Annotated in this window: 17 protein-coding genes; 9 read left to right on the plus strand and 8 right to left on the minus strand. The window is 70.0% G+C overall.

Going from position 1 to position 19,449, the window contains the following annotated elements:
- Window positions 1-70 precede the first annotated feature (70 nt).
- From ABIC30_RS30195 to ABIC30_RS30215, 5 genes are all read right to left on the minus strand, one after another.
- Entirely contained in the window at window positions 71-391 is a 321-nt protein-coding gene (locus tag ABIC30_RS30195) for a DUF6166 domain-containing protein (RefSeq protein ID WP_132368324.1), read from the minus strand.
- On the minus strand, window positions 391-606 hold the full coding sequence (locus ABIC30_RS30200) for a hypothetical protein (RefSeq protein WP_020095789.1): 216 nt from the start codon (window positions 604-606) through the stop codon (window positions 391-393). Before ABIC30_RS30200 ends, ABIC30_RS30195 begins: the two co-directional genes overlap by 1 nt.
- 28 nt (window positions 607-634) lie before the next feature.
- Window positions 635-1,024, minus strand: a complete 390-nt coding sequence (locus ABIC30_RS30205) for a hypothetical protein (RefSeq protein WP_354456674.1) — start codon at window positions 1,022-1,024, stop codon at window positions 635-637.
- 62 nt (window positions 1,025-1,086) lie between these two features.
- Window positions 1,087-1,878 (minus strand): sterol desaturase family protein, encoded by a 792-nt coding sequence (locus ABIC30_RS30210; protein ID WP_354456675.1) that lies wholly within the window; start codon window positions 1,876-1,878, stop codon window positions 1,087-1,089.
- A gap of 135 nt (window positions 1,879-2,013) precedes the next feature.
- On the minus strand, window positions 2,014-3,438 hold the full coding sequence (locus tag ABIC30_RS30215; protein WP_026605338.1) for an MFS transporter: 1,425 nt from the start codon (window positions 3,436-3,438) through the stop codon (window positions 2,014-2,016).
- Window positions 3,439-3,601: 163 nt separating this feature from the next.
- Here ABIC30_RS30215 and ABIC30_RS30220 point away from each other — a divergent pair, with 163 nt between their 5' ends.
- The gene (locus tag ABIC30_RS30220) at window positions 3,602-4,390 is read left to right on the plus strand and encodes a GntR family transcriptional regulator (protein ID WP_026605337.1); all 789 of its coding nucleotides are present in this window, start codon (window positions 3,602-3,604) and stop codon (window positions 4,388-4,390) included.
- A gap of 158 nt (window positions 4,391-4,548) precedes the next feature.
- Here ABIC30_RS30220 and ABIC30_RS30225 read toward each other — a convergent pair whose 3' ends face one another.
- Window positions 4,549-5,841: an MFS transporter gene (locus tag ABIC30_RS30225; protein WP_020095784.1), complete on the minus strand. Its 1,293-nt coding sequence runs from the start codon at window positions 5,839-5,841 to the stop codon at window positions 4,549-4,551.
- A gap of 192 nt (window positions 5,842-6,033) precedes the next feature.
- On the minus strand, window positions 6,034-7,110 hold the full coding sequence (locus ABIC30_RS30230) for an ABC transporter substrate-binding protein (protein WP_020095783.1): 1,077 nt from the start codon (window positions 7,108-7,110) through the stop codon (window positions 6,034-6,036).
- Between the two features lie 116 nt (window positions 7,111-7,226).
- On the opposite strand from ABIC30_RS30230, the gene ABIC30_RS30235 reads away from it, so the two are divergent.
- The 8 genes from ABIC30_RS30235 to ABIC30_RS30270 all read left to right on the plus strand — a co-directional run bounded on the left by ABIC30_RS30235 (window position 7,227) and on the right by ABIC30_RS30270 (window position 17,646).
- On the plus strand, window positions 7,227-7,892 hold the full coding sequence (locus tag ABIC30_RS30235; protein WP_020095782.1) for a response regulator: 666 nt from the start codon (window positions 7,227-7,229) through the stop codon (window positions 7,890-7,892).
- The gene (locus ABIC30_RS30240; RefSeq protein ID WP_354456676.1) at window positions 7,889-9,289 is read left to right on the plus strand and encodes a sensor histidine kinase N-terminal domain-containing protein; all 1,401 of its coding nucleotides are present in this window, start codon (window positions 7,889-7,891) and stop codon (window positions 9,287-9,289) included. The genes ABIC30_RS30235 and ABIC30_RS30240 overlap by 4 nt, the downstream gene beginning before the upstream one ends.
- Window positions 9,290-9,562: 273 nt before the next feature.
- Window positions 9,563-10,159 (plus strand): TetR/AcrR family transcriptional regulator, encoded by a 597-nt coding sequence (locus tag ABIC30_RS30245; protein WP_354456677.1) that lies wholly within the window; start codon window positions 9,563-9,565, stop codon window positions 10,157-10,159.
- A gap of 18 nt (window positions 10,160-10,177) precedes the next feature.
- A complete protein-coding gene (locus ABIC30_RS30250; RefSeq protein ID WP_354456678.1) occupies window positions 10,178-11,986 on the plus strand; it encodes an ABC transporter ATP-binding protein in 1,809 nt (602 codons plus the stop codon).
- Between the two features lie 26 nt (window positions 11,987-12,012).
- On the plus strand, window positions 12,013-13,191 hold the full coding sequence (locus tag ABIC30_RS30255; RefSeq protein WP_354456679.1) for an efflux RND transporter periplasmic adaptor subunit: 1,179 nt from the start codon (window positions 12,013-12,015) through the stop codon (window positions 13,189-13,191).
- 18 nt (window positions 13,192-13,209) lie between these two features.
- Window positions 13,210-16,353: a multidrug efflux RND transporter permease subunit gene (locus ABIC30_RS30260; protein ID WP_354456680.1), complete on the plus strand. Its 3,144-nt coding sequence runs from the start codon at window positions 13,210-13,212 to the stop codon at window positions 16,351-16,353.
- A gap of 244 nt (window positions 16,354-16,597) precedes the next feature.
- The gene (locus tag ABIC30_RS30265; RefSeq protein WP_020095776.1) at window positions 16,598-17,062 is read left to right on the plus strand and encodes a nuclear transport factor 2 family protein; all 465 of its coding nucleotides are present in this window, start codon (window positions 16,598-16,600) and stop codon (window positions 17,060-17,062) included.
- The gene (locus tag ABIC30_RS30270; protein WP_354456681.1) at window positions 17,059-17,646 is read left to right on the plus strand and encodes a TetR/AcrR family transcriptional regulator; all 588 of its coding nucleotides are present in this window, start codon (window positions 17,059-17,061) and stop codon (window positions 17,644-17,646) included. Before ABIC30_RS30265 ends, ABIC30_RS30270 begins: the two co-directional genes overlap by 4 nt.
- A gap of 1,320 nt (window positions 17,647-18,966) precedes the next feature.
- On the opposite strand, the gene ABIC30_RS30275 is transcribed toward ABIC30_RS30270, so the two are convergent.
- Window positions 18,967-19,398 (minus strand): pyridoxamine 5'-phosphate oxidase family protein, encoded by a 432-nt coding sequence (locus ABIC30_RS30275; protein ID WP_107351057.1) that lies wholly within the window; start codon window positions 19,396-19,398, stop codon window positions 18,967-18,969.
- Window positions 19,399-19,449: the final 51 nt, after the last annotated feature.

The following is a 19,449-nucleotide window of genomic DNA, read 5'->3' on the forward strand; positions in this document are numbered from 1 at the left end:
TGGCACAGGCAGGGCCGCTACGAAACGTCGCCGCGGTCCCGACGCGCCGCGGCGGAGGGCGCCGCAAGTCTCAGCCGGACCGCGCCGCGCCGACCGAATCCAGGCGCTCCAGGACGCGGGCGACGTCGGCCGTCGTCATCTCCCACTCGTTCTGGAAGTTGGCCACGACGCCGCGCATGAAGCGCAATTGCAGGCGCTCCGCCTCCGCCGCGTCGCCGAGATGATCCACCAGGATCGCGTAGGCGAGCTGCGAGGGCTCGGGACCTTCGTAGCTCCACTCGAAGCCGTTCCGGGAGTAGCACTTGGCCTCGGCCCGATCCGGCAGCGGCGCCCCGTTCACCGTGACGACGATCCCGTCGATCGTCCGGTCCCCGGCATAGACCTTGTCCATCACCGCGCCTCCCGGATCCGGTGGCGCGGGGTGCGGCCGTCGGAGCGGTTGCGCATCACCTCGGGGAAGATCCAGAGGCTGACCACCATGAACGGGCCGAGGAAGGCCACGGCCCAGCGCGGTCCGGTCTGGCCGAGATGGCCCATGTAGAACCAGCCGGCGAGCGCCGCGAGCGCGACGGCGACCGACAGGCCGAACTTGATCGGAAACGGCATGGGATCCCTCCCGGATCGCGCGTGCGGGTCAGAGGACGAAGACGGTGCCGACCTGCTGCAGCAGGCCGAGGGCGCCGCAGAGGGCGGCGAGCACGATCGCCAGGCCCGCGACGCCGTCGCGCCAGCGCTGGGGCCAGACGTTGAACAGGCCGGGCGCGAACAGGATGGCGAAGCCGCCCACGATCACGAGGCTCGACCAGCGGAGCTCGGCGGCCCCGTAGGCGAGCATCCCGCCGGTCAGCGCCGCGAGCAGGAGGACGTTGGCCGCGATCAGCGCGAGGCCGAGGGGGCGCGCCCTCAGGTCGGGGCGGGTCTCCAGCGGGAACATCCCGACCAGCACGTAGAAGCCGGTGCAGGCGACCCCGGCGAAGAGGGCGAACCACGCGAGCGCGGCGACGTTCGGTTCGATCATATTCATGGCGGCGTTCCGGGCTGCTCGTCAGTCTAGGCGGCGGGTCACTTGGCGGGTCACTTGGCGGGTCACTCGGCGGCCTGCATGGCGCGGGGCTCGGGGGCACCGGGCGTGCGCGCGGTCTTGCGCATGTCGGTCTTCACGTGGCGCGTGTCGTAGCCGTTGAAGAGCGTCCCGATGAGACCGCGGTTCAGGTCCGAGGTGCCGAACAGCCAGTCCATGATCGGGAAGGTCAGGTTCATGTTCCGCTCCATCATGATCGATTGGTCGTGATGGGCCGTGTGGTGCCGCCGGTTCGTGTTGATGAACGGCATGTTGCGGACGAACCAGTTCTCCTCGACGTGGCAGCAGAAGTGCATGAACTCGTAGATCATGTAGATGCTGGTCGTCGTGGTGATGAACAGCCACCCGACATTGGGCGTGAAGATGTTGCCGAGCACGACGGCGCCGGGGATCGACATCAGCGTGAACGTCGCCAGCGCGTAGGGCGGGAAGAACGTCACCCGGTAGTCCCGGTGGTCGGCGAAGCGCATCTCGTGGTCGGTGAAGAACTGGTGATGCTGCAGCGTGTGCCGATTGTAGACGGCCCGCCCGATCGGATTGCTCTGCGGCCGGTGCATCACGTAGCGGTGGAGCCACCACTCGAAGAAATTGCAGAACAGGAACACGACCGGGACCGTCGCGAGCTCGATCCAGCTCGGCGCGTGGATGTTCGAGACGTAGATGTACAGGGCCGTGAGGCCGATCGTGTAGATGATCGCGATGTGCAGGAAGCCGTTGTACCAGCCGGCCACGCGCTGGCGGTAATTGGCGCGGTAGTTCCGCTGCCGCTCGCTCATGCGGGTGTTGGCGAGTTCCATGATGCGCCTCCTCGCTGGGATGGGGGTGACGCCGCGCCCCCACCGAGATCTGCTAGATTAGAGATACCGTTGATATATCAGTTGTCAACCTGACCGGGCGGCGACGTCGCCACCGTCCGGTCGGGGCCGGTCCGGTCAGTGCGAGATGGCTTCCAGGGACTTGCCCTTGGTCTCGATGCCGAGGAACCCGACGCTCGCGGCGGCGATGACGAACGAGCCGGCGCCCAGGGCGAAGACGCCGCCGTGGCCGAGCACCGGCAAGATCAGGCCGATGGCGAAGGGTCCGATGAGCGAGCCGACGCGGCCGATGGCCGAGGCGCAGCCGGCCCCGGTGGCGCGCGCCCGCGTCGGGTAGAGTTCGGGCGTGTAGGCGTAGAGCACCGACCACATGCCGAACAGGAAGAACTGCATCATCAGCCCGTAGGCGATGAGCCAGCCGAACGACGGCGAGTGACCGTACAGGTAGGCGGCGACGGCGCTGCCCAGGAGCATAAGGACCGCGGTGGGCTTGCGGCCCCAGCGCTCGACGAGGATCGCCGAGGCGATGAAGCCCGGCACGCCCGCGAGCGAGATCAGGATCGTGTAGGTGACCGACTTGGCGACGCTGTAGCCGGCCTCCTGCAGGAGCGCGCCGAGCCAGGTGGTGAGGCCGTAGAAGCCCAGCAGGGCGAAGAACCACGTCAGCCAGATCATCACCGTCCGGCTGGCGTAGCCGGGGCTCCAGAGTTCGAGGAACGAGAAGCGCCGCTCGCCCCGCGCCGGCTCGGGCAGGACGGTCGGCTCCGGAAGCGGACGCCCGTCGAGGCGCAGGGCGACCTGCCGCTCGATCTGCGCCATCACCCGGTCCGCCTCCGCGTGCCGGCCGCGGTCGGCGAGCCAGCGGGGCGATTCCGGCACGAGGAAGCGGATCACGAACAGGAACAGCGCCGGCACGGCCTGCGCGAGGAAGACAGCGCGCCAGTCGAAATAGCTGAGCAGCACGTAGCTGAGGCAGCCGGCCGCGATGAAGCCGAGCGGCCAGAACCCTTCCATGATGGCGAGGTAGCGGCCGCGCTTGGCGGTCGGCAGGAACTCCGAGACGATGGCGAGCGCCACCGGGAACTCCATGCCCATGCCGAAGCCGAGCAGCAGGCGGGCATAGCCCAGCATCGTCGCGTCCGGGGCGTAGGCGCACCAGAGGCTGCCGAGCCCCCAGAACACCATGCTGATCTGGAAGACCACCTTCCGCCCGAACCGGTCGGCGAGCATGCCCGACAGGGCCGCGCCCGCGAACATGCCGATGAAGCTCATGCTCGAGAGCAGTCCCGCCTGGGCGGTCGTCAGGCCGAACTCGGTCTTGATCGATCCGAGGAGGAAGGTGAGCGAGCCGAGATCGATCGAATCGAAGAACCACGCCGTGGCGATGATGAGGAAGATGTTGCGCTGGAAGGCGGTCATCGGCAGCCGCTCGAGGCGCGCCGCGATCAGCGCGCCCGACCCGACCGCGGCGCGAGCGGTGGCGTCCGCGGTCACCCGGTCCGGCAGCACGTCGCCGGCGGAAATCGCTACAGGCCCTGCCATGGCTCAACCTCCCTCGCAGTTATATGCGGCGAGTCGTCATGCAGGATATTACTAAGATGCGCAAGATATATCAGACGTATGCCCTTGCGCGGTGCGCGGGCCCGCCCCATGCACGCGGATCGCGGCGTGGTGTGCGGGCCCGGCCGTGGCGGGGGTGTCGTCCATGAACTTCGTGACCGGGAAGACGACGTCCGTCCGCGCCGCCGAGCCGGGCCGCAAGCGGGCGCGGAAGGCCGTGAAAGGGGCGTCCCAGGAGGCCCCACAGGAGGCCTCCCAGGGGGCCTCTTATGCCGCGGGCGGCAACGACGATCTGCCCGACCTGACGCTGACCGACCGGGCCTACCAGCAGCTGGAAGAGATGATCACGACCCTGGTGCTCCCGCCCGGCCTCGTGCTCGGCGAGCAGAACCTGGTCCAACGGCTCGGGATCGGGCGGACCCCGATCCGGGAAGCCCTTCAGCGCCTCGCGCGCGACGGGCTCGTCGTGGTCATGCCGCGGCGCGGCATCCTGGTGTCGGACATCAACGTGCGCTCGCAGCTGCGGCTCCTTGAGACGCGGCGCGTCTTGGAGCGCCTGATCGCCCGCCTCGCCGCGGAGCGATCCACCCGCGAGGAGCGCGAGGTCTTCGCGGGGCTCGCGCAGGACATGCGCGACGCGGCCGCGGCGTCGGACGATCTGGCGTTCATGCGCCTCGACCGGCAGTTCAACGAGCTGATCGCGACGGCCTCGCGCAACGAGTTCGCCGTGCGCTCGCTGGAGAGCATGGCGGGCCTGTCGCGGCGGTTCTGGTACCAGCACTACAAGCAGGCGGCCGATCTGCCGCTGACCGCCAACCTCCACGCGGACGTCTGCGAGGCGGTCGCGCGTCGCGACGTCGAGGCTGCCGGCGCCGCGTCGGACAGGCTCGTCGACTACATCGAGAGCTTCGCCCGCAAGACGTTGGATCTCTGAGGTCGCGCGACGGGACCCGTGTCGGGCGGTCGGCGCGGCGGTCAGTCAGGGGAGGGGCGGGCGGCGGCCGGCGATCCAGTCCCGGCCGCCCCTCTGTCGTGACCCCTACGACGCGACGCGCGCGGAGTCTCCGAGGCGGGGTGCTCCCGGCGAGCCGGTCACGCGGGGGCTCCCAGAGCGACCGGCTGGGTCGCGCGGCGGTAGATCAGGAGCGTGGCGACGAGGCCGCACGCCCCGCCGAAGGCCATCCACAGCCCGGGGGCCGCGCGGTTGCCCGTGGCCTCGATGAGCCACGTGGAGACGAGGGGCGTGAAGCCGCCGAGGAGTGCCGTCGCCAGCGAGTAGGCGAGGGAGAAGCCGGCCGTGCGCACGCTCGCCGGGATCACCTCGGTCAGCGCGACCACCATCGCGCCGTTGTAGCTGCCGTACAGGAAGGACAGCCACAGGAGAGCGATCAGCATGTTCCCGAAGCTCGGGTTGGCCACGAGCCAGCCCAGCACCGGGTAGGCGGTGAGCAGGGTCAGCGCCGAGAACACCAGCAGGAGCGGCTTGCGCCCGATCCGGTCGGACAGGGCCCCCATGACCGGCAGCCAGAACAGGTTCGACAGCGCGGTGCAGAAGGTCACGAGAAGGCTGTCGGTGTCGGACAGCTTGAGCACGGCCTTGCCGAAGGTCGGGGTGTAGACGGTGATCGTGTAGAACGAGATCGTGGTCATGCCGACGAGCAGCATGCCGAGCAGCACGATCTGCCAGTTGCTGGCGAGCGAGCCGAACACCTCCTTCATGGAGGGGCGGTGCTTGCGCTTCAGGAACTCCTCCGTCTCCTCCAGCGACCGCCGGATGTAGAACAGGAACGGCACGATCGCGCAGCCGATGAAGAACGGGATCCGCCAGCCCCAGTCGTTCATGTCGGCGAGCGAGAGGGCGTGGTTGAGGATGTAGCCGATCACGGCGGCGAACATGACCGCGACCTGCTGGCTGCCGGATTGCCAGGACACGTAGAAGCCCTTGTTGCCGGGGGTGGCCATCTCCGACAGGTAGACGGAGACGCCGCCGAGCTCGACGCCGGCCGAGAAGCCCTGCAGCAGGCGCCCGACGAGGACCAGGAAGGGCGCGAACAGGCCGATCGTGCCGTAGCCGGGGACGAAGGCGATCAGGATCGTGCCGGCCGCCATGATGCCGAGCGTGACGATCAGCCCCTTCCGGCGGCCGATACTGTCCACGTAGGCGCCGAGGAAGATCGCGCCGAGGGGCCGCATCAGGAAGCCGGCGCCGAACGTCACGAAGGTCAGCATCAGCGAGGCGAACTCGTTGCCGACCGGGAAGAAGGTCTTGGAGATGTAGGTGGCGTAGAAGCCGAACAGGAAGAAGTCGAACATCTCCAGGAAGTTGCCGCTGGTCACGCGCAGGACCGTGGCGACTTTGGAACTCGACGGATGGGCCTGTATCATTGCTGTCTCCCTCAGGCGCCGGAGCGGTCGCAACCGCACGAGGGAAGCGTCGGTTCTGAACGGCTGACGATCGCTCGTGGCGATCGGGCTGCAGCCGCAAACCAATCCTCCCATGTATTCGCGCCGACTTCGCAGCGCTTGACGCCGCTATACGCCGGTCAACCTGTCACGAAGCTGTCGCGGGACCCGGTCTCAGCGGCCTTCCATGGCGCGCCGCCAGCGCCGCAGCATGCGGGCGTGCCGGATCTGGTCGAGATTGGCCAGCAGCTCCGGCCCGACCGGGACCGGCCGCAGGGCCGTGGCGGACGCGACCGGGTCGTCGGCCCGGCGGGCATCCGTCCGGGCCGGCGTGAGCGACCGGGCGGCGAGCCGCGCCTGCCCCTCGCGGGAGAGCATGTAGTCGAGGAACATGCGGGCTGCGACGGGATGCGGCGCGTCCTTCGCGATGAAGGCGATCCGCGAGACGAGGAGCGTGTAGTCCGTGGGCAGCACGAGGCCGATCGCCGGATCGTGCCGGGCCCGCTCGAGGGCGTAGGCGCCGAACACGCCGTAGGCGAGGACGGCCTCGCCCGCGGCGATGCGGTCGAGCATGGTCTCCGTCCGGGTGTAGAGCTTCACGCCGGCCTGCCCGAGGGCTGAGACGAGGTCCCACGTCCGGGGCGTCACGTCCGCGTCCTGCGCGAGGATGAGCGAGCCGACGCCGCTCCGCTCCGGATCGTAGGCGGCGACCTTCCCCTGCCACGTCTCGGGGTGGTCCGTCAGGGCTCGGATCAGGTCGGCGCGGGTCTGGGGAACCTGCTCCGGCGGGAGGAGCGTCCTGTTGTAGGCGATGGCGATCGGCTCGGCCGTGACGCCGAACGCCTCGTTGCGCCACACGGCCCAGGCCGGCAGGGAGGCCGCCTCGGGGGACGCGTAGTGGGCGGCGTAGCCGTCGTTCACCAGCTTGATCTGGCGATCCATGGCGGAACTCCACACGATGTCCGCCTCGACCGCGCCGGCCGCGGCCTCCTCCACGAAGCCGTCGTACAGGGTCGCGGAATTCATCTTGGTGTAGGAGACCGCCACGCCGGGATGGGCCTCGCGGAAGCCCGCGAGGAGGTCGGCGACCTCGGCCTCGTCGGTCGTCGCCCGCACGACCACGACGGTCGCGCCGCGGGCCGCGGCGGACCCGGTCCCCTCGGCCGTCGGAGATGGTTCGACCTGTGCCGAGGCCGGGCCCGGACCGGCCATCAGCAGCAGGACGAGGCCGACGACAGCGGGAGCGCGCACCAGGGTCTGCCCTTCGAGAGCCGCGGGAGTCCCCGCAGCTTCGCCGTGCAGAGACCGGGCGGGAATGCTAAACTCGGAGGACCGCTTCGGCCAACACGATCGATGACGGGAGGAGCATGCGCGTTCTGGTCGTCGAGGACGATGCCGCCCTGGCGCGCGGCCTCGTCGCCGCCCTCCGGCACGGCGGATACGCCGTCGACCACGAGGCGGACGGAGCGGACGCGGTGCAGCTCGCGCTGAGCGAACCCTACAGCCTCATCGTCCTGGACCTCGGCCTGCCGGGTCTGCCGGGCTTCGAGGTCCTCAAGGCCGTCCGGGCGGCCGGCTCGACCGTTCCGGTCATGATCCTGACCGCGCGCGACGCCATCAGCGACCGCGTCCGCGGGCTCGATCTCGGGGCGGACGATTACCTGCTCAAGCCGTTCGACCTCGCCGAGTTCGAGGCGCGGGTGCGGGCGCTCGTCCGCCGCGGGCAGGCGGTGCCGAACCCGGTCCTGCGCTGCGGCGCGCTGGAGCTCGACCGGGCCGCGGGCACCGTGACCCTCGGCGGGGCGCCCGTCGCGCTGCGCCGCCGGGAACTCGCCGTCCTGACCATCCTGATGACGCGCGCCGGGAAACCCGTCCCGAAGGAACGGCTCAGCGCCGAGATCTTCGGCTTCGACGAGGCGGTCGCGCCGAACGCCCTCGAACTCTACGTCGCCCGCCTGCGGAAGAAGCTGCAGCCGGACGGTCCCGAGATCCGCACGATCCGCGGCCTCGGCTACCTGCTGATGCCGGTGTGACCCGGCCGCGCGCGCCCTCGATCCGGCGGCGCCTGCTCGTCCGCATGCTGCTCCCGGCCCTGGCGCTCGCGCTGCTGCTGGGCTTCGTCGGCGCGCTCGTGATCCGGAACGTCGTGGAGACGACGCACGACCGCCTGCTCGACGGGTCCGTCCTGGCGATCGCCGAGCGGCTGACCGTGGAGGACGGCGAGGTGTCGGTCGACCTGCCCCGCGTCGCCCTCGGGATGCTGGAGAGCCAGGCGCAGGACCGGATCTACTACAGCGTCACCTACGGCGGGGCGCTGGTGACCGGCTATCGCGACCTCCCGGGCCTGGACGTCGATACGCTCCCGCTCGGGGTGACGAACCATCGCGACGGCATCGTCCGCGGGGCGGCCGTGCGGATCGCCGCCCAGGCCCGGCGGGTCTACGGGAAGCCGGACCCGGTCCTCGTGCAGGTCGCCGAGACGCGCGAGGCCCGCCAGGGCCTAGAGCGACGCCTGCTCGCCGGGCTCGCACTGGCCGAGCTGGGGCTGATGGGCCTGATCGGGGCCCTGTCGTGGTACAGCATCGACAGCAGCCTGAGGCCGCTGACCCGGCTGAGCGACGCGATCGACCGGCGGGCGGTCCCGGGCGCGATCAACCTGCAGCCGCTGGACGTGGCCGGGGTGCCCCGCGAGGCGCTGGCCCCGGTGCTCGCCCTCAACACGCTGCTCGAGCGCCTGGAGCAGGCGATCGCGGGGGAGCGCACCTTCACGTCGGACGCCTCGCACCAGCTGCGGACGCCGCTCGCCGTGCTCAGGATGCACGTGGAACTGCTCCGCAGGATCACGCCCGGGGAACCGGCCCACGCCGCGGCGATCGACGATATCGACGGAGCCGCGCGGCGCCTGGAACGCCTTCTCGCGCAACTGATCGCGCTCGCCCGCGCCGATGCGGGCGCGGCCGCCACGGACGCCGCCGCGGCGATCACCGACCTGAACGACATCGCGGCCCGCGTGGTCACGGAGCAGGTGCCCCACGCCCTCGCGCGCGGGGGCGAGATCGTGCTCGATCGCCCCGACGGCGCGGTATCGGTCGTGGGCGATGCGTTCATCGTCGGCGAGATCCTCACCAATCTCGTGGACAACGCGATCCGCTACAACCGTCCCGAAGGCACCACCGTCGTCCGTGTCCGGCGCACGGAGACCGGCGCCTGCGTGGACGTCGAGGACGAGGGCCCGGGCATACCGCCGGAGGTGCGCGAGAAGGTCTTCGAGCGATTCTACCGTGTCGCGAGGCGAGACGGTCCTGACGGCAGCGGCCTCGGGCTCGCGATCGTCCGAGCCCTCGCGGACCGGATCGGCGGGGCGGTCACGCTCGGTTCCCGCGCAGGCGGATCGGGCCTGGTCGCGCGGGCGAGCTTCCGCGCGCCGTAGTCGCTGCACGGGACGACGGTCCGGTGCGTTCGGCCCTGTCCGGCCGTCCGACCCGGGTCGCCTTCGCCGTGGTTGCCTGCTCGGATCTGCGCCGGCCTGCTCTCGTGCCCGGCCGGAACAGGCCGACGCCCTACGGTAAGCTGAAGCCGGCGGGGAGCTGCGCACCTGCGCGCCGGCGTCTCGGACACGTCATCCGATCAAAGCACTTGAAAGATACCGCACGGTAGGTATCTTCGAGGCGGGAACGATTCCCGTCACTCCCGGGAAAGGGCCATGGCGACCGCCTATCATCGCAAGAAGCGGCCCGAGCTCGTCCGGCGCGCGCTGCTCGATTGCGCAGCCAAGCTCGCCCTGGAACAGGGCCTGTCCGCCGTCACCGTGCAGGCGGTCTGCCACGCCGCCGGGGTGACCAAAGGGGCCCTGTTCCACCACTTCCCGAGCAAGCAGGCCCTGGTCGAGGGCGTCGTCGCCGACCTGATCGCGCAGCTCGACGCGGAGATCGACGCGGCGATGGCGAAGGATACCCGGCCGTACGGCCGGTACACCCGCGCCTACGTCGACATCACGCTGCACGACCCGATGATGACCGAGGGCAGCCAGTGGGCCGCTCTCCACATCTCGATCCTCGCCGAGCCGCCCCTGCGCCGCATGGTGTCGGCCTGGTTCGCGGAGCGCCTGCACCGCCACCGCGACACCGACGGGAGTGCCGACCTCGAGTTCGTCCGGCTCGCCGCCGACGGCGCGTGGCTCGCCTACCTCGTGCGCGAGAAGCCGAGCGACCCGGTCCCCGCCCTCGACGCGCTCCGCGACCGCCTCGTCGCGATGACATTGGCTGAACCGTCCGCGCACCCGGGCGGCGACCGGGACTGAGCCATGGGATCGACCTCGATGGATGGGTTCGCCCCCGCCCGCGGCGCGGACGGGCCGGGCGATGCCGCGGAATACGGCGACCTGGCCGCGCGGCACGTCTCCGTCGCTCGGATCCTCACCCTGTTCCGCCCCTACGCGAGCCGGATCGCGCTCGTCATCGGGCTGATCGCACTCGCCTCCGCCGCGGGGCTCGCCGCCCCGTTCCTGCTCCGCGAGATCGTCGACGTCGCGCTGCCGCGCGCCGACCTCGGACTGCTCGGCCGGCTCGCCGCCGGCATGGTCGGCCTCGCCGCGCTCGGGGCGGGCATCGGCGTGCTGCAGGCCCTCGTCACCGCGAAGGTCGGGCAGGCCCTCATGCACGACCTCCGGGTCCGCGTGTACGCGCACCTGCAGTCGCTTCCGCTCGGGTTCTTCACGGCGACCCGCTCCGGCGACATCCAGTCCCGCATCGCGAGCGACATCGGCGCCCTCCAGGCGCTGGTCACCCACACGGCGGGTGAGGCCACGCGCAACGCCAGCGCGGTGGTGATGACCGCCGCGGCCATGCTGCTGCTGGAATGGCGGCTCGCCCTGTTCTCGTTCCTGGTCCTGCCGGCGGCGACCTGGATCAGTGTCCGCGTCGGCCGGTTGCGCGAGGAGACAACCTACGCGCAGCAGGAACGCATCGCCGAGATGACGTCCGCGGTGCAGGAATCCCTCTCGGTCTCCGGCATCGTCCTCGCCCGCACGATGGGCCGCGTCCCCCATCTCGCGGAGCGCTTCGCGCGGGCCTCGCGCGCGGTGGCGAACCTGGAGGTCCGGTCCCACACGGCCGGGCAGTGGCAGTGGTCGGTCATCGACCTCGTGCTGCAAGCCCTGCCGGCCCTGACCCTGTTCCTCGGCGGCTGGATGGCGGGCGCCGAGACGACCATGACCATCGGCACTCTCGTCGCGATGATCGCGCTGCAGGAGCAGATGCTGTTCCCGCTCGAGGAGGTCCTGCGCATGGGCGTCGAGGCCCGGAAGACGCGGGCCCTGTTCGCGCGCATCTTCGAGTACCTCGACAAGCCGGTCGGCATCACCGAGCGGCCCGACCCCGTCACCCTCGACCCCGCCGAGGTCGCCGGCCACGTGCGCCTCGACGGCGTAACGTTCTCCTACGACCGAGCCGGCCCCGCGACGATCGCCGGCGTCACGCTCGATATCCCCGCCGGGTCGCACACCGCCATCGTCGGCGCGACCGGCTCGGGCAAGTCCACCCTCGGCCATCTCCTGGCCCGGCTCTACGACGTCGATGGCGGCGCCGTGCTCTACGACGGCGTCGACGTGCGCGACCTGAGTCTCGCCTCCCTCTCCGAGGTGCTCGGGGTCGTGACGCAGGACCCGTTCCTCCTCCATGCCAGCGTGGCCGAGAACCTGCTCTTCGCCCGGCCGGATGCGACGGTCGCGGAGATGGTCGCGGCGGCCCGGACGGCCCAGTTGCACGACATGGTCGCCGCCCTGCCGGACGGGTACGACACGCTGGTGGGCGAGCGCGGGCACCGCTTCTCGGGCGGCGAGCGGCAGCGCCTCTCGCTGGCACGGACCATCCTGCGCGACCCGCGCGTGCTGCTGCTCGACGAGGCGACGAGCGCCCTCGACACGGCGACGGAGCGGGCGATGGTCGAGGCCCTTGCCCGTCCGGGCAAGCCCCGCACGACCATCACCGTCGCCCACCGCCTCTCGACCGTCCGCCGGGCCGACCAGATCGTCGTGCTCGATCGGGGGCGCGTGGTCGAATGCGGCACGCACGAAGCCCTGCTCGCCCGCGGAGGCGCCTACGCGCGCCTCGTGCGCAAGGCGGCCTGACGACCACGATTCCAGGACGGATCTCCATGCCTTCAAACGCACCGGCCCGGCGGTCGCCGACCCTCGCCGCCCTCGGCCTCGTCGCGGCGCTCGCCCTGCAGGGCTGCAAGCCCGGGGCGGACGGTCAGGCACCGGGCGGTCCCGGATCGGCGGGTTCGCCGCCCGACGTCTCGACCGCTCGGGCCGAGCCCGGGACGGTGCCCCGCACCCTCGACCTGCCGGGTCGCCTCACCTCCACGCGGGTCGCCGAGGTCCGGGCCCAGGTCGCCGGCATCATCCAGGAGCGCGCTTTCGAGGAAGGCAGCCTCGTCCGGAAGGGCGATGTCCTCTTCCGCATCGACCCCGCCGTCTACCGGGCCGAGGTCGATGCCAAGTCCGCGGCTCTCGACCGGGCCGAGGCCACGCGGGTGCAGGCGCTGAAGCAATCCGAGCGCACCGAGACCCTTCTGGAGCGTCAGGCGGCCAGCACAGCCCAGCACGACCTCACGATCGCCGCCCTGCGCCAAGCCGAGGCCGACGTCGCGAGCGCGAAGGCGCAGCTCGCCCGCGCCCGGATCGACCTCGACTACGCGACCGTGCGGGCGCCCATCGCCGGCCGCATCGGCCGGGCCCTCGTCACGGAGGGCGCCCTCGTGGGCCAGGGCGAGGCGACCAAGCTCGCGCTGATCCAGCAGGTCGATCCGATCTTCGCCGATTTCAACGCCCCCGCGGCCGATCCGGGCCGGCTGGCGGAGCGGGCCACGGGCAAGGAGGAGACGGCGGTCCGCCTCGTCCTGCCCGACGGCGCGCTCCACGCCGATGCCGGGCGTCTGCTGTTCACGGATGTGAGCGTCGACCCCGGCACCGGGCAGGTGTCGCTCAGGGCCACGTTCCCGAACCCGAAGGTCGTCCTGCTGCCGGGCACCTATGTCCGTATCCGCCTCGCGCAGGGGACGGTGCCGGGCGCGGTCGTCGTCCCGGCCCAGGCCATCCAGCGGTCGAGTGCCGGCGTCGCGCAGGTCTTCGTGGTCGGGGAGGACAGGATTGTCGCGCTGCGCCCCGTGCGGGCGGGGGCGCTGACGGATGCGGGCTGGATCGTCGAGGACGGGCTCAAGGCCGGCGAGACCGTCGTGGTCGAGGGTTTCCAGCGGATACAGCCCGGCATGGCGGTGAACCCGGCGCCCTGGCAGGGCGCCCGGACGTCCTCCGCCTCCGCGAAGCCCTGACCGCGCCGGGACCGCACCATGACCCGCTTCTTCATCGCGCGCCCGATCTTCGCCTGGGCGATCTCCATCTTCATCGTGCTGGTGGGGGCGATCTCCCTCGCGTTCCTGCCGGTGTCGCAATACCCGGACGTGGCGCCCGTCACGATCCAGGTGAGCGCGACCTATCCTGGTTCTCCGCCCGAGCGGCTCTACGACGGGGTCACGCGCATCATCGAGGAGGAGCTGAACGGCATCCCCGGGCTGATGTACTTCGAGAGCACCAGCGACACGTCCGGCATGGCGCAGATCATGGCGTCCTTCGCGCCGGGCTCGGACCCGTCGAAGGCGACGGTGGCGGTGCAGAACCGGATCAAGCGGATCGAGGCGCGCCTGCCCCGGGCGGTGACACAGCAGGGCGTCATCGTCGAGGAGGCCAGCACCAGCTTCCTGCAGTTCGTCACCGTCTCCTCGAAGGACGGCTCCTTGAGCGAGACCGACCTCGGCGACATCGCCGCCCGCCGCCTCCTCGGCGAGTTGCGACGGGTGCCGGGCGTCGGCCGGGCCACCCTGTTCTCGTCCGAGAAGGCGCTGCGCATCTGGATCGACCCGGTCAAGCTCGTCGGGTTCGGGATGACGCCGGGCGACGTCACGGCCGCGGTGGGGGCGCAGAACGCGCAGGTCGCGTCAGGGACCGTCGGCGCGCAGCCCGCGGCCGAGGGCCAGCGCATCGCCGCGAACGTGCTGGTGAAGGGGCAGCTGACCACGCCCGCCGAGTTCGCCGAGATCGTGCTGCGCGCCAACCCCGACGGGTCGCTCGTGCGCCTGCGCGACGTGGCCGAGGTCGAGCTCGGCGGCCAGTCCTACACGATGCAGACCCGCCTCGACGGGCGCCCGGCCGCCGGCATCGGCATCCAGCTCGCCCCGGGCGCGAACGCGCTCGCGGCCGCCGGCGGCGTCAAGGCGAAGCTCGCCCAGCTCCAGCGCACGCTGCCCGCCAACATCCGGGTGACGGTGCCCTACGACACCACGCCCTTCGTCGAGGTGTCGATCCGGAAGGTGCTGATGACGCTCGCCGAGGCGATGGCCCTCGTCTTCGCGGTGATGTTCCTGTTCCTGCAGAACGTCCGATACACCCTCATCCCGACCATCGTGGTGCCGGTGGCGCTGCTCGGCACCTGCGGCGCGCTGTTGCTCGCCGGCTTCTCGATCAACGTGCTGACCATGTTCGGCATGGTGCTGGCCATCGGCATCCTCGTCGACGACGCCATCGTGGTGGTCGAGAACGTCGAGCGCATCATGGGCGAGGAGGGGCTCCCGCCGAGGGAGGCCACCGCCAAGGCGATGGGCCAGATCACCGGCGCCATCGTCGGCATCACCTCGGTGCTGGTCGCGGTGTTCGTGCCGCTCGCCTTCTTCCCCGGCTCGGTCGGGGTGATCTACCGGCAGTTCGCCGTCAGCATGGCGACCTCGATCGCCTTCTCGGCTTTCCTGGCCCTCTCGCTGACGCCCGCGCTCTGCGCCACGCTGCTGAAGCCGGTCGAGAAGGGCCACCATCATGCCAAGGGCGGCTTCTTCGGCTGGTTCAACCGCCGTTTCCACGCCGGCACGGGGGCCTACCGGTCCGGCGTGGCGGGCCTGCTGCGCCGGCCCGTTCGGGCGCTCCTGGTGTACGGCCTCCTCGTGGCCGCGCTCGGCTGGGGCTACTGGCGCATGCCGTCGAGCTTCCTGCCCATCGAGGACCAGGGCTACGTCATCGTCGACGCGCAGACCCCGCCGGAATCCGCCACCGGCCGCACGCTCGACGTGGCCAAGCGCATTGAGGAGCACTTCGCCAAGGAGCCCGGCATCGACAGCCAGACGCTGCTCCTCGGGTTCGGCTTCTCGGGCCAGGGGCAGAACGCGGCCATCAACTTCGTCGGGCTGAAGCCCTGGGGCGAGCGCGGGCCGCAGGACAGCGCCGACGCCATCACGACCCGCGCCAACGCCGCCCTCGGCGGCCTGCCCGACGCCATCGCCATGTCGCTCTCGCCGCCGGCCATCGACTCGCTCGGCAATTCGAGCGGCTTCGCCTTCCGCCTCCAGGACAAGGCGCAGCAGGGCCACGCGGCGCTGGCGGCCGCGCGCGACCAGCTCGTCAAGGCGGCGTCCCAGAGCCCGATCCTGCAGGGCGTCTACGTCGAGGGCCTGCCGACCGCGCCGCAGATCGAGCTCGTCCTCGACCGGCAGAAGGCCAGCGCGCTGGGTGTCACCTTCGCCGACATCAACGACGCCCTCTCCACGAGCCTGGGTTCGGCCTACGTCAACGACTTCCCGAACCAGGCGCGGATGCAGCGGGTGATCGTCCAGGCCGAGGCGGCCCGGCGCATGAAGGCGGAGGATCTGCTCGACCTGAACGTCCGCAACGCCAAGGGGCAGATGGTGCCGTTCCAGTCCTTCGCCCGGGTGCAATGGACGATGGGCCCGTCGCAGGTCGTGGGCTTCAACGCCTACCCGAGCATCAAGATCTCCGGCAGCGCCGCCCCCGGCTACGCCAGCGGCGACGCCATGGCCGAGATGGAGCGCCTGGCGGGGCAGTTGCCGCCGGGCTTCGACTTCGCCTGGACCGGGCAATCGCTGCAGGAGAAGCTGTCGGGCTCCCAGGCGGTCTATCTGCTGGCGCTGGCGCTGTTCTGCGTCTTCCTCTGCCTCGCCGCGCTCTACGAGAGCTGGTCGATCCCGCTCGCCGTGCTGCTCGTGGTGCCGACCGGCGTGGTCGGCGCGGTCTTCGCGATGCTGATGCGGGACATGCCGAACGACGTCTACTTCAAGGTCGGCCTGATCACGGTGATCGGCCTGACCGCGAAGAACGCCATCCTGATCATCGAGGTGGCCAAGGACTTCGTGGCCAGGGGCGTGCCCGTCCGGGAGGCGGCGCTGGAGGCGTGCGAGCTGCGCTTCCGGCCCATCGTCATGACCTCGTTCGCCTTCATCCTCGGCGTCGTGCCGCTCGCCGTCGCGACGGGGGCCAGCATGAACAGCCAGCGGGCCATCGGCACGGGCGTTCTCGGCGGCATGGTCACCGCGACGGTGCTCGCCGTCTTCGTCACGCCGCTCTTCTACGTCCTGATCGCGCGGGTCTTCGGTTCCGCGGCGGCCGGCCAGCCGGAGGCCGGTCCCGTCCGGCGCGGCATCCCGGTGCCCTGAGGGTGCTCGTCCTTGCCAGGGGCGCGGCGGGACATCCCTCCGCTGACGCGAGCCGCGCAGCCGCAGGTGACCGACGGGGTCGGGTGGGCTTCCGCGGGTCCGCTTCGGGAACGGCACTCCGGAAAAGATGCCCTTCGCCGCTTGCAGATTTCCCGACCGAGAGCCGGAGGGCTTTCAGGGCGCTTGATCTATCGGCGACCATGTTGTACCGAACGGTACAACATGGTCCTGAGAGGTGATCCCGATGTCCCGACCCCCGCTTCCCCCGTTCACCGAGGAATCCGCGATCCAGAAGGTGCGTCTTGCCGAAGATGGCTGGAACACGCGCGATGCGGCCAAGGTCGCGCAGGCCTATACGCCCGACACGCGCTGGCGGAACCGCGTCGAGTTCGCGACCAATCGCGAGGAGGCGCAAGCTTTCCTCACTCGGAAGTGGAACAAGGAGCACGAATACAGACTGATCAAGCAGTTGTGGGCCTTCACCGGCAACCGTATCGCGGTGCGCTATGCCTACGAGTATCGCGACGACGGCGGGCACTGGTTCCGCGCCTACGGCAATGAGAACTGGGAGTTCGCCGAAGACGGATTGATGGCGCACAGGCATGCCAGCATCAACGAGATGCCGATCACCGAGGCGGAACGGAAGTTCCGTTGGCCGCTCGGGCGCAGACCCGACGATCACCCCTCGCTGAGTGACCTGGGCCTTTGAGCACGAAGCGCGTCCTCACCGAACGTGCCGGTGCCGTGCCGGCACTCGCGGAAGCGTTCCGCGAGCACGGGTTCGAGGGCGCGAGCCTGTCGGTGCTGTCGAAGGCGACTGGCCTCGGCAAGGGCAGCCTCTACAACTTCTTTCCCGGCGGGAAGGAAGAGATGATGGAGGCGGTTCTCGCCGACATAGACGCTTGGTTCGAGAAGCTCATCTTCTCGACGTTGGAGCATGCGCGCGATCCGACAGCGGCCGTCACGTCCATGATCGACGATGTGACGGAATACTTCCGATCCGGCAGGAGAGTCTGTCTCGTCGGCTGCATTGGCCTGAATGCCTCCGGAGCCGTTTTCGCGGAGCGGATAAGGAGCTACTTCGCGCGCTGGATATCGGCTCTGGCCCGGTGCCTGAGAGCCGGCGGCGTTCACGAACCGCAAGCCTCGCAACTCGCTGAGGAGGCGGTTTCGGGGATACAGGGCGCGATCGTGCTGGCGCGAGCCTTAGAGGACGATGCCGTCTTTCTCCGGGTGGTTCATCGACAGCGTTCCGTCTTGATCGATGCATTCGCCAATTCTAGTGCGGAATGATGGAGGTCTGATCATTCGCAGTGGCCTGCCATGACAATTACACATTCAACGATCAGTCGAAATTTGTAACATTTGACGCTCGCGACGAATTGTTCGCCCGATCGAGTGTGCCCGGCGACGATCCGTCTCCACCGCGATCAAGTCCGCATTTCTCGTCGTGAACTGCACTCGGCATATGAGACGGTGACACCGCTGCTTGCATCCGAATGTCCGGTTCGGGGATGCCGCTGAACAGGCCGGAATGGCTGGGTTGGGTCGCGAGGCGTCCGTCCTCTCTTCCGGCAGCCGGCCTTCCGTGCCGATCACCCGGCGTCCGCCAGCATCGGCCGCCGCAGACCGCCCGCACGAGCGTCTCCGACGGGTGAATCTCTGCCGTTCCGTTTCCGAGCTGCAGGGGCATCGGAGCGGACGACTTCGTTCCGCAAGCGCCCCGATCTTCCGTAATCTCGGGGATGGCCGCGGTCGCCATCTGCCTGGCTCGATCGGGCCGACGTCCAGGCCGCACCGAGCCGTGTCGCGGCTCGCAAGCTGAACCAAACTGTCTCGGGAAATCCGGCGTGGTACAGCGATCGCGGCCGCCGGGTGCCGGTCCCTCGATCGACCCGACAGCCGACCGATATTTACCAAGCCGTTCGATGTCCTGGGAAGCTCCGGGGTCAGGTTGCGTAGTTGTCTTGAGACTCAACCACAGGCTGCATAATCTGCGGCTATGCGCGTCACATCCGCCATTGGCCTCGCCTCCGTGTTGCTCTCTGCGGGGTCCGCCGTCGCCTTCGCCCCCGCGCTGTTCGCGGCGGGACCGGCCGCCGTAGCCCAGCTGTGTACGGAGAGTGCAGGGACCGTCTCTTGTGCGAACGGTTATGCGGGCTTCCGAGGCCCCTCGGGGAAGCTCTGGATTGGCAAAGATCGCCGGGGGACCGTGATCGTCAGCATCGATGATCGTCGGAACGATCAGGAGCCATCCCGGCGCGAGCAGGATCACGGACGCTTCGTCCTCGAGCAGGCGTGGTGAGGCTCGGATCTTTCGCCCGTCGCCGCTGCCGTGCAGTTGAGACCCGGGTCGTGGCGTGACGGGCGGTGGCTCTCTCGGAGCGCCGCCAGTGACGAGGCCGCGAACCGGAAACTTGGTCAGGCCGTGGGCGCCTCACGCCTTATCGGAGGCCGATCCAGCAGATCGCGCATCCTGCGGGTCGATGGGGTCATCGATGGGTCAGGGCTGACCGGCCGGCTCCGGACGGGACCGATCGAGAGGATGGGTTGGCGACCCGTCGCAGACGGTCGAGACGTTCCGGCCTGACAGCCAGCCGCGGCCGTGCGGGGTCAGGTTTCCCCACGCTCCAACAGCAGGCGGTAATCGGCCAGGGTCATTGTCCCGGTGTCGCGCGGGTCGATCGCTCGCCGATCGCGGTCGGGCAGAACATCCGCGAACAGATCGATCCTCTTCCAGGCCGGGACCTCGCCCGCTCGTGCCCGCCCCGGCACGAAGCCTGACGCAGCCTCCCGACGGTAACGGTGGATGTAGCGCGGGCAGTTCACGAACACCTCGGCGATATCGATCTTGAGCACCAGCTCGGCGCCAGGATGACGTTCCAGGTCCCTCGCGTCGCGGGCGATCCGCGCCGTGCCGTGGAGGCGCAGGCGGTGCGGCGTCTCGAAGTCGATGAACAGCAGGCCGAGCTTCGGGTTGGTCTTCCGTGAAGGTCCGCGAGAAAAGCAGATGGGGTGGATGGCTCCCGCTCCGACTGACGGCATCTCGGTGCCAAGATGTGGTCGCTGTCGAAGCAGCAGCCACGCTCATGCAGG

It is taken from the genome of Methylobacterium sp. 1030, from assembly GCF_040544715.1.
In the GTDB taxonomy this organism is placed as follows: domain Bacteria; phylum Pseudomonadota; class Alphaproteobacteria; order Rhizobiales; family Beijerinckiaceae; genus Methylobacterium.

Excerpts from the sequence above, each read along its gene's own strand:
- ABIC30_RS30195 (WP_132368324.1), bottom strand. The coding sequence starts at position 391 with ATGGACAAGGTCTATGCCGGGGACCGGACGATCGACGGGATCGTCGTC.
- ABIC30_RS30200 (WP_020095789.1), bottom strand. The coding sequence starts at position 606 with ATGCCGTTTCCGATCAAGTTCGGCCTGTCGGTCGCCGTCGCGCTCGCG.
- ABIC30_RS30205 (WP_354456674.1), bottom strand. The coding sequence starts at position 1,024 with ATGAATATGATCGAACCGAACGTCGCCGCGCTCGCGTGGTTCGCCCTC.
- ABIC30_RS30210 (WP_354456675.1), bottom strand. The coding sequence starts at position 1,878 with ATGGAACTCGCCAACACCCGCATGAGCGAGCGGCAGCGGAACTACCGC.
- ABIC30_RS30215 (WP_026605338.1), bottom strand. The coding sequence starts at position 3,438 with ATGGCAGGGCCTGTAGCGATTTCCGCCGGCGACGTGCTGCCGGACCGG.
- ABIC30_RS30220 (WP_026605337.1), top strand. The coding sequence starts at position 3,602 with ATGAACTTCGTGACCGGGAAGACGACGTCCGTCCGCGCCGCCGAGCCG.
- ABIC30_RS30225 (WP_020095784.1), bottom strand. The coding sequence starts at position 5,841 with ATGATACAGGCCCATCCGTCGAGTTCCAAAGTCGCCACGGTCCTGCGC.
- ABIC30_RS30235 (WP_020095782.1), top strand. The coding sequence starts at position 7,227 with ATGCGCGTTCTGGTCGTCGAGGACGATGCCGCCCTGGCGCGCGGCCTC.
- ABIC30_RS30245 (WP_354456677.1), top strand. The coding sequence starts at position 9,563 with ATGGCGACCGCCTATCATCGCAAGAAGCGGCCCGAGCTCGTCCGGCGC.
- ABIC30_RS30250 (WP_354456678.1), top strand. The coding sequence starts at position 10,178 with ATGGATGGGTTCGCCCCCGCCCGCGGCGCGGACGGGCCGGGCGATGCC.
- ABIC30_RS30255 (WP_354456679.1), top strand. The coding sequence starts at position 12,013 with ATGCCTTCAAACGCACCGGCCCGGCGGTCGCCGACCCTCGCCGCCCTC.
- ABIC30_RS30260 (WP_354456680.1), top strand. The coding sequence starts at position 13,210 with ATGACCCGCTTCTTCATCGCGCGCCCGATCTTCGCCTGGGCGATCTCC.
- ABIC30_RS30265 (WP_020095776.1), top strand. The coding sequence starts at position 16,598 with ATGTCCCGACCCCCGCTTCCCCCGTTCACCGAGGAATCCGCGATCCAG.
- ABIC30_RS30275 (WP_107351057.1), bottom strand. The coding sequence starts at position 19,398 with ATGCCGTCAGTCGGAGCGGGAGCCATCCACCCCATCTGCTTTTCTCGC.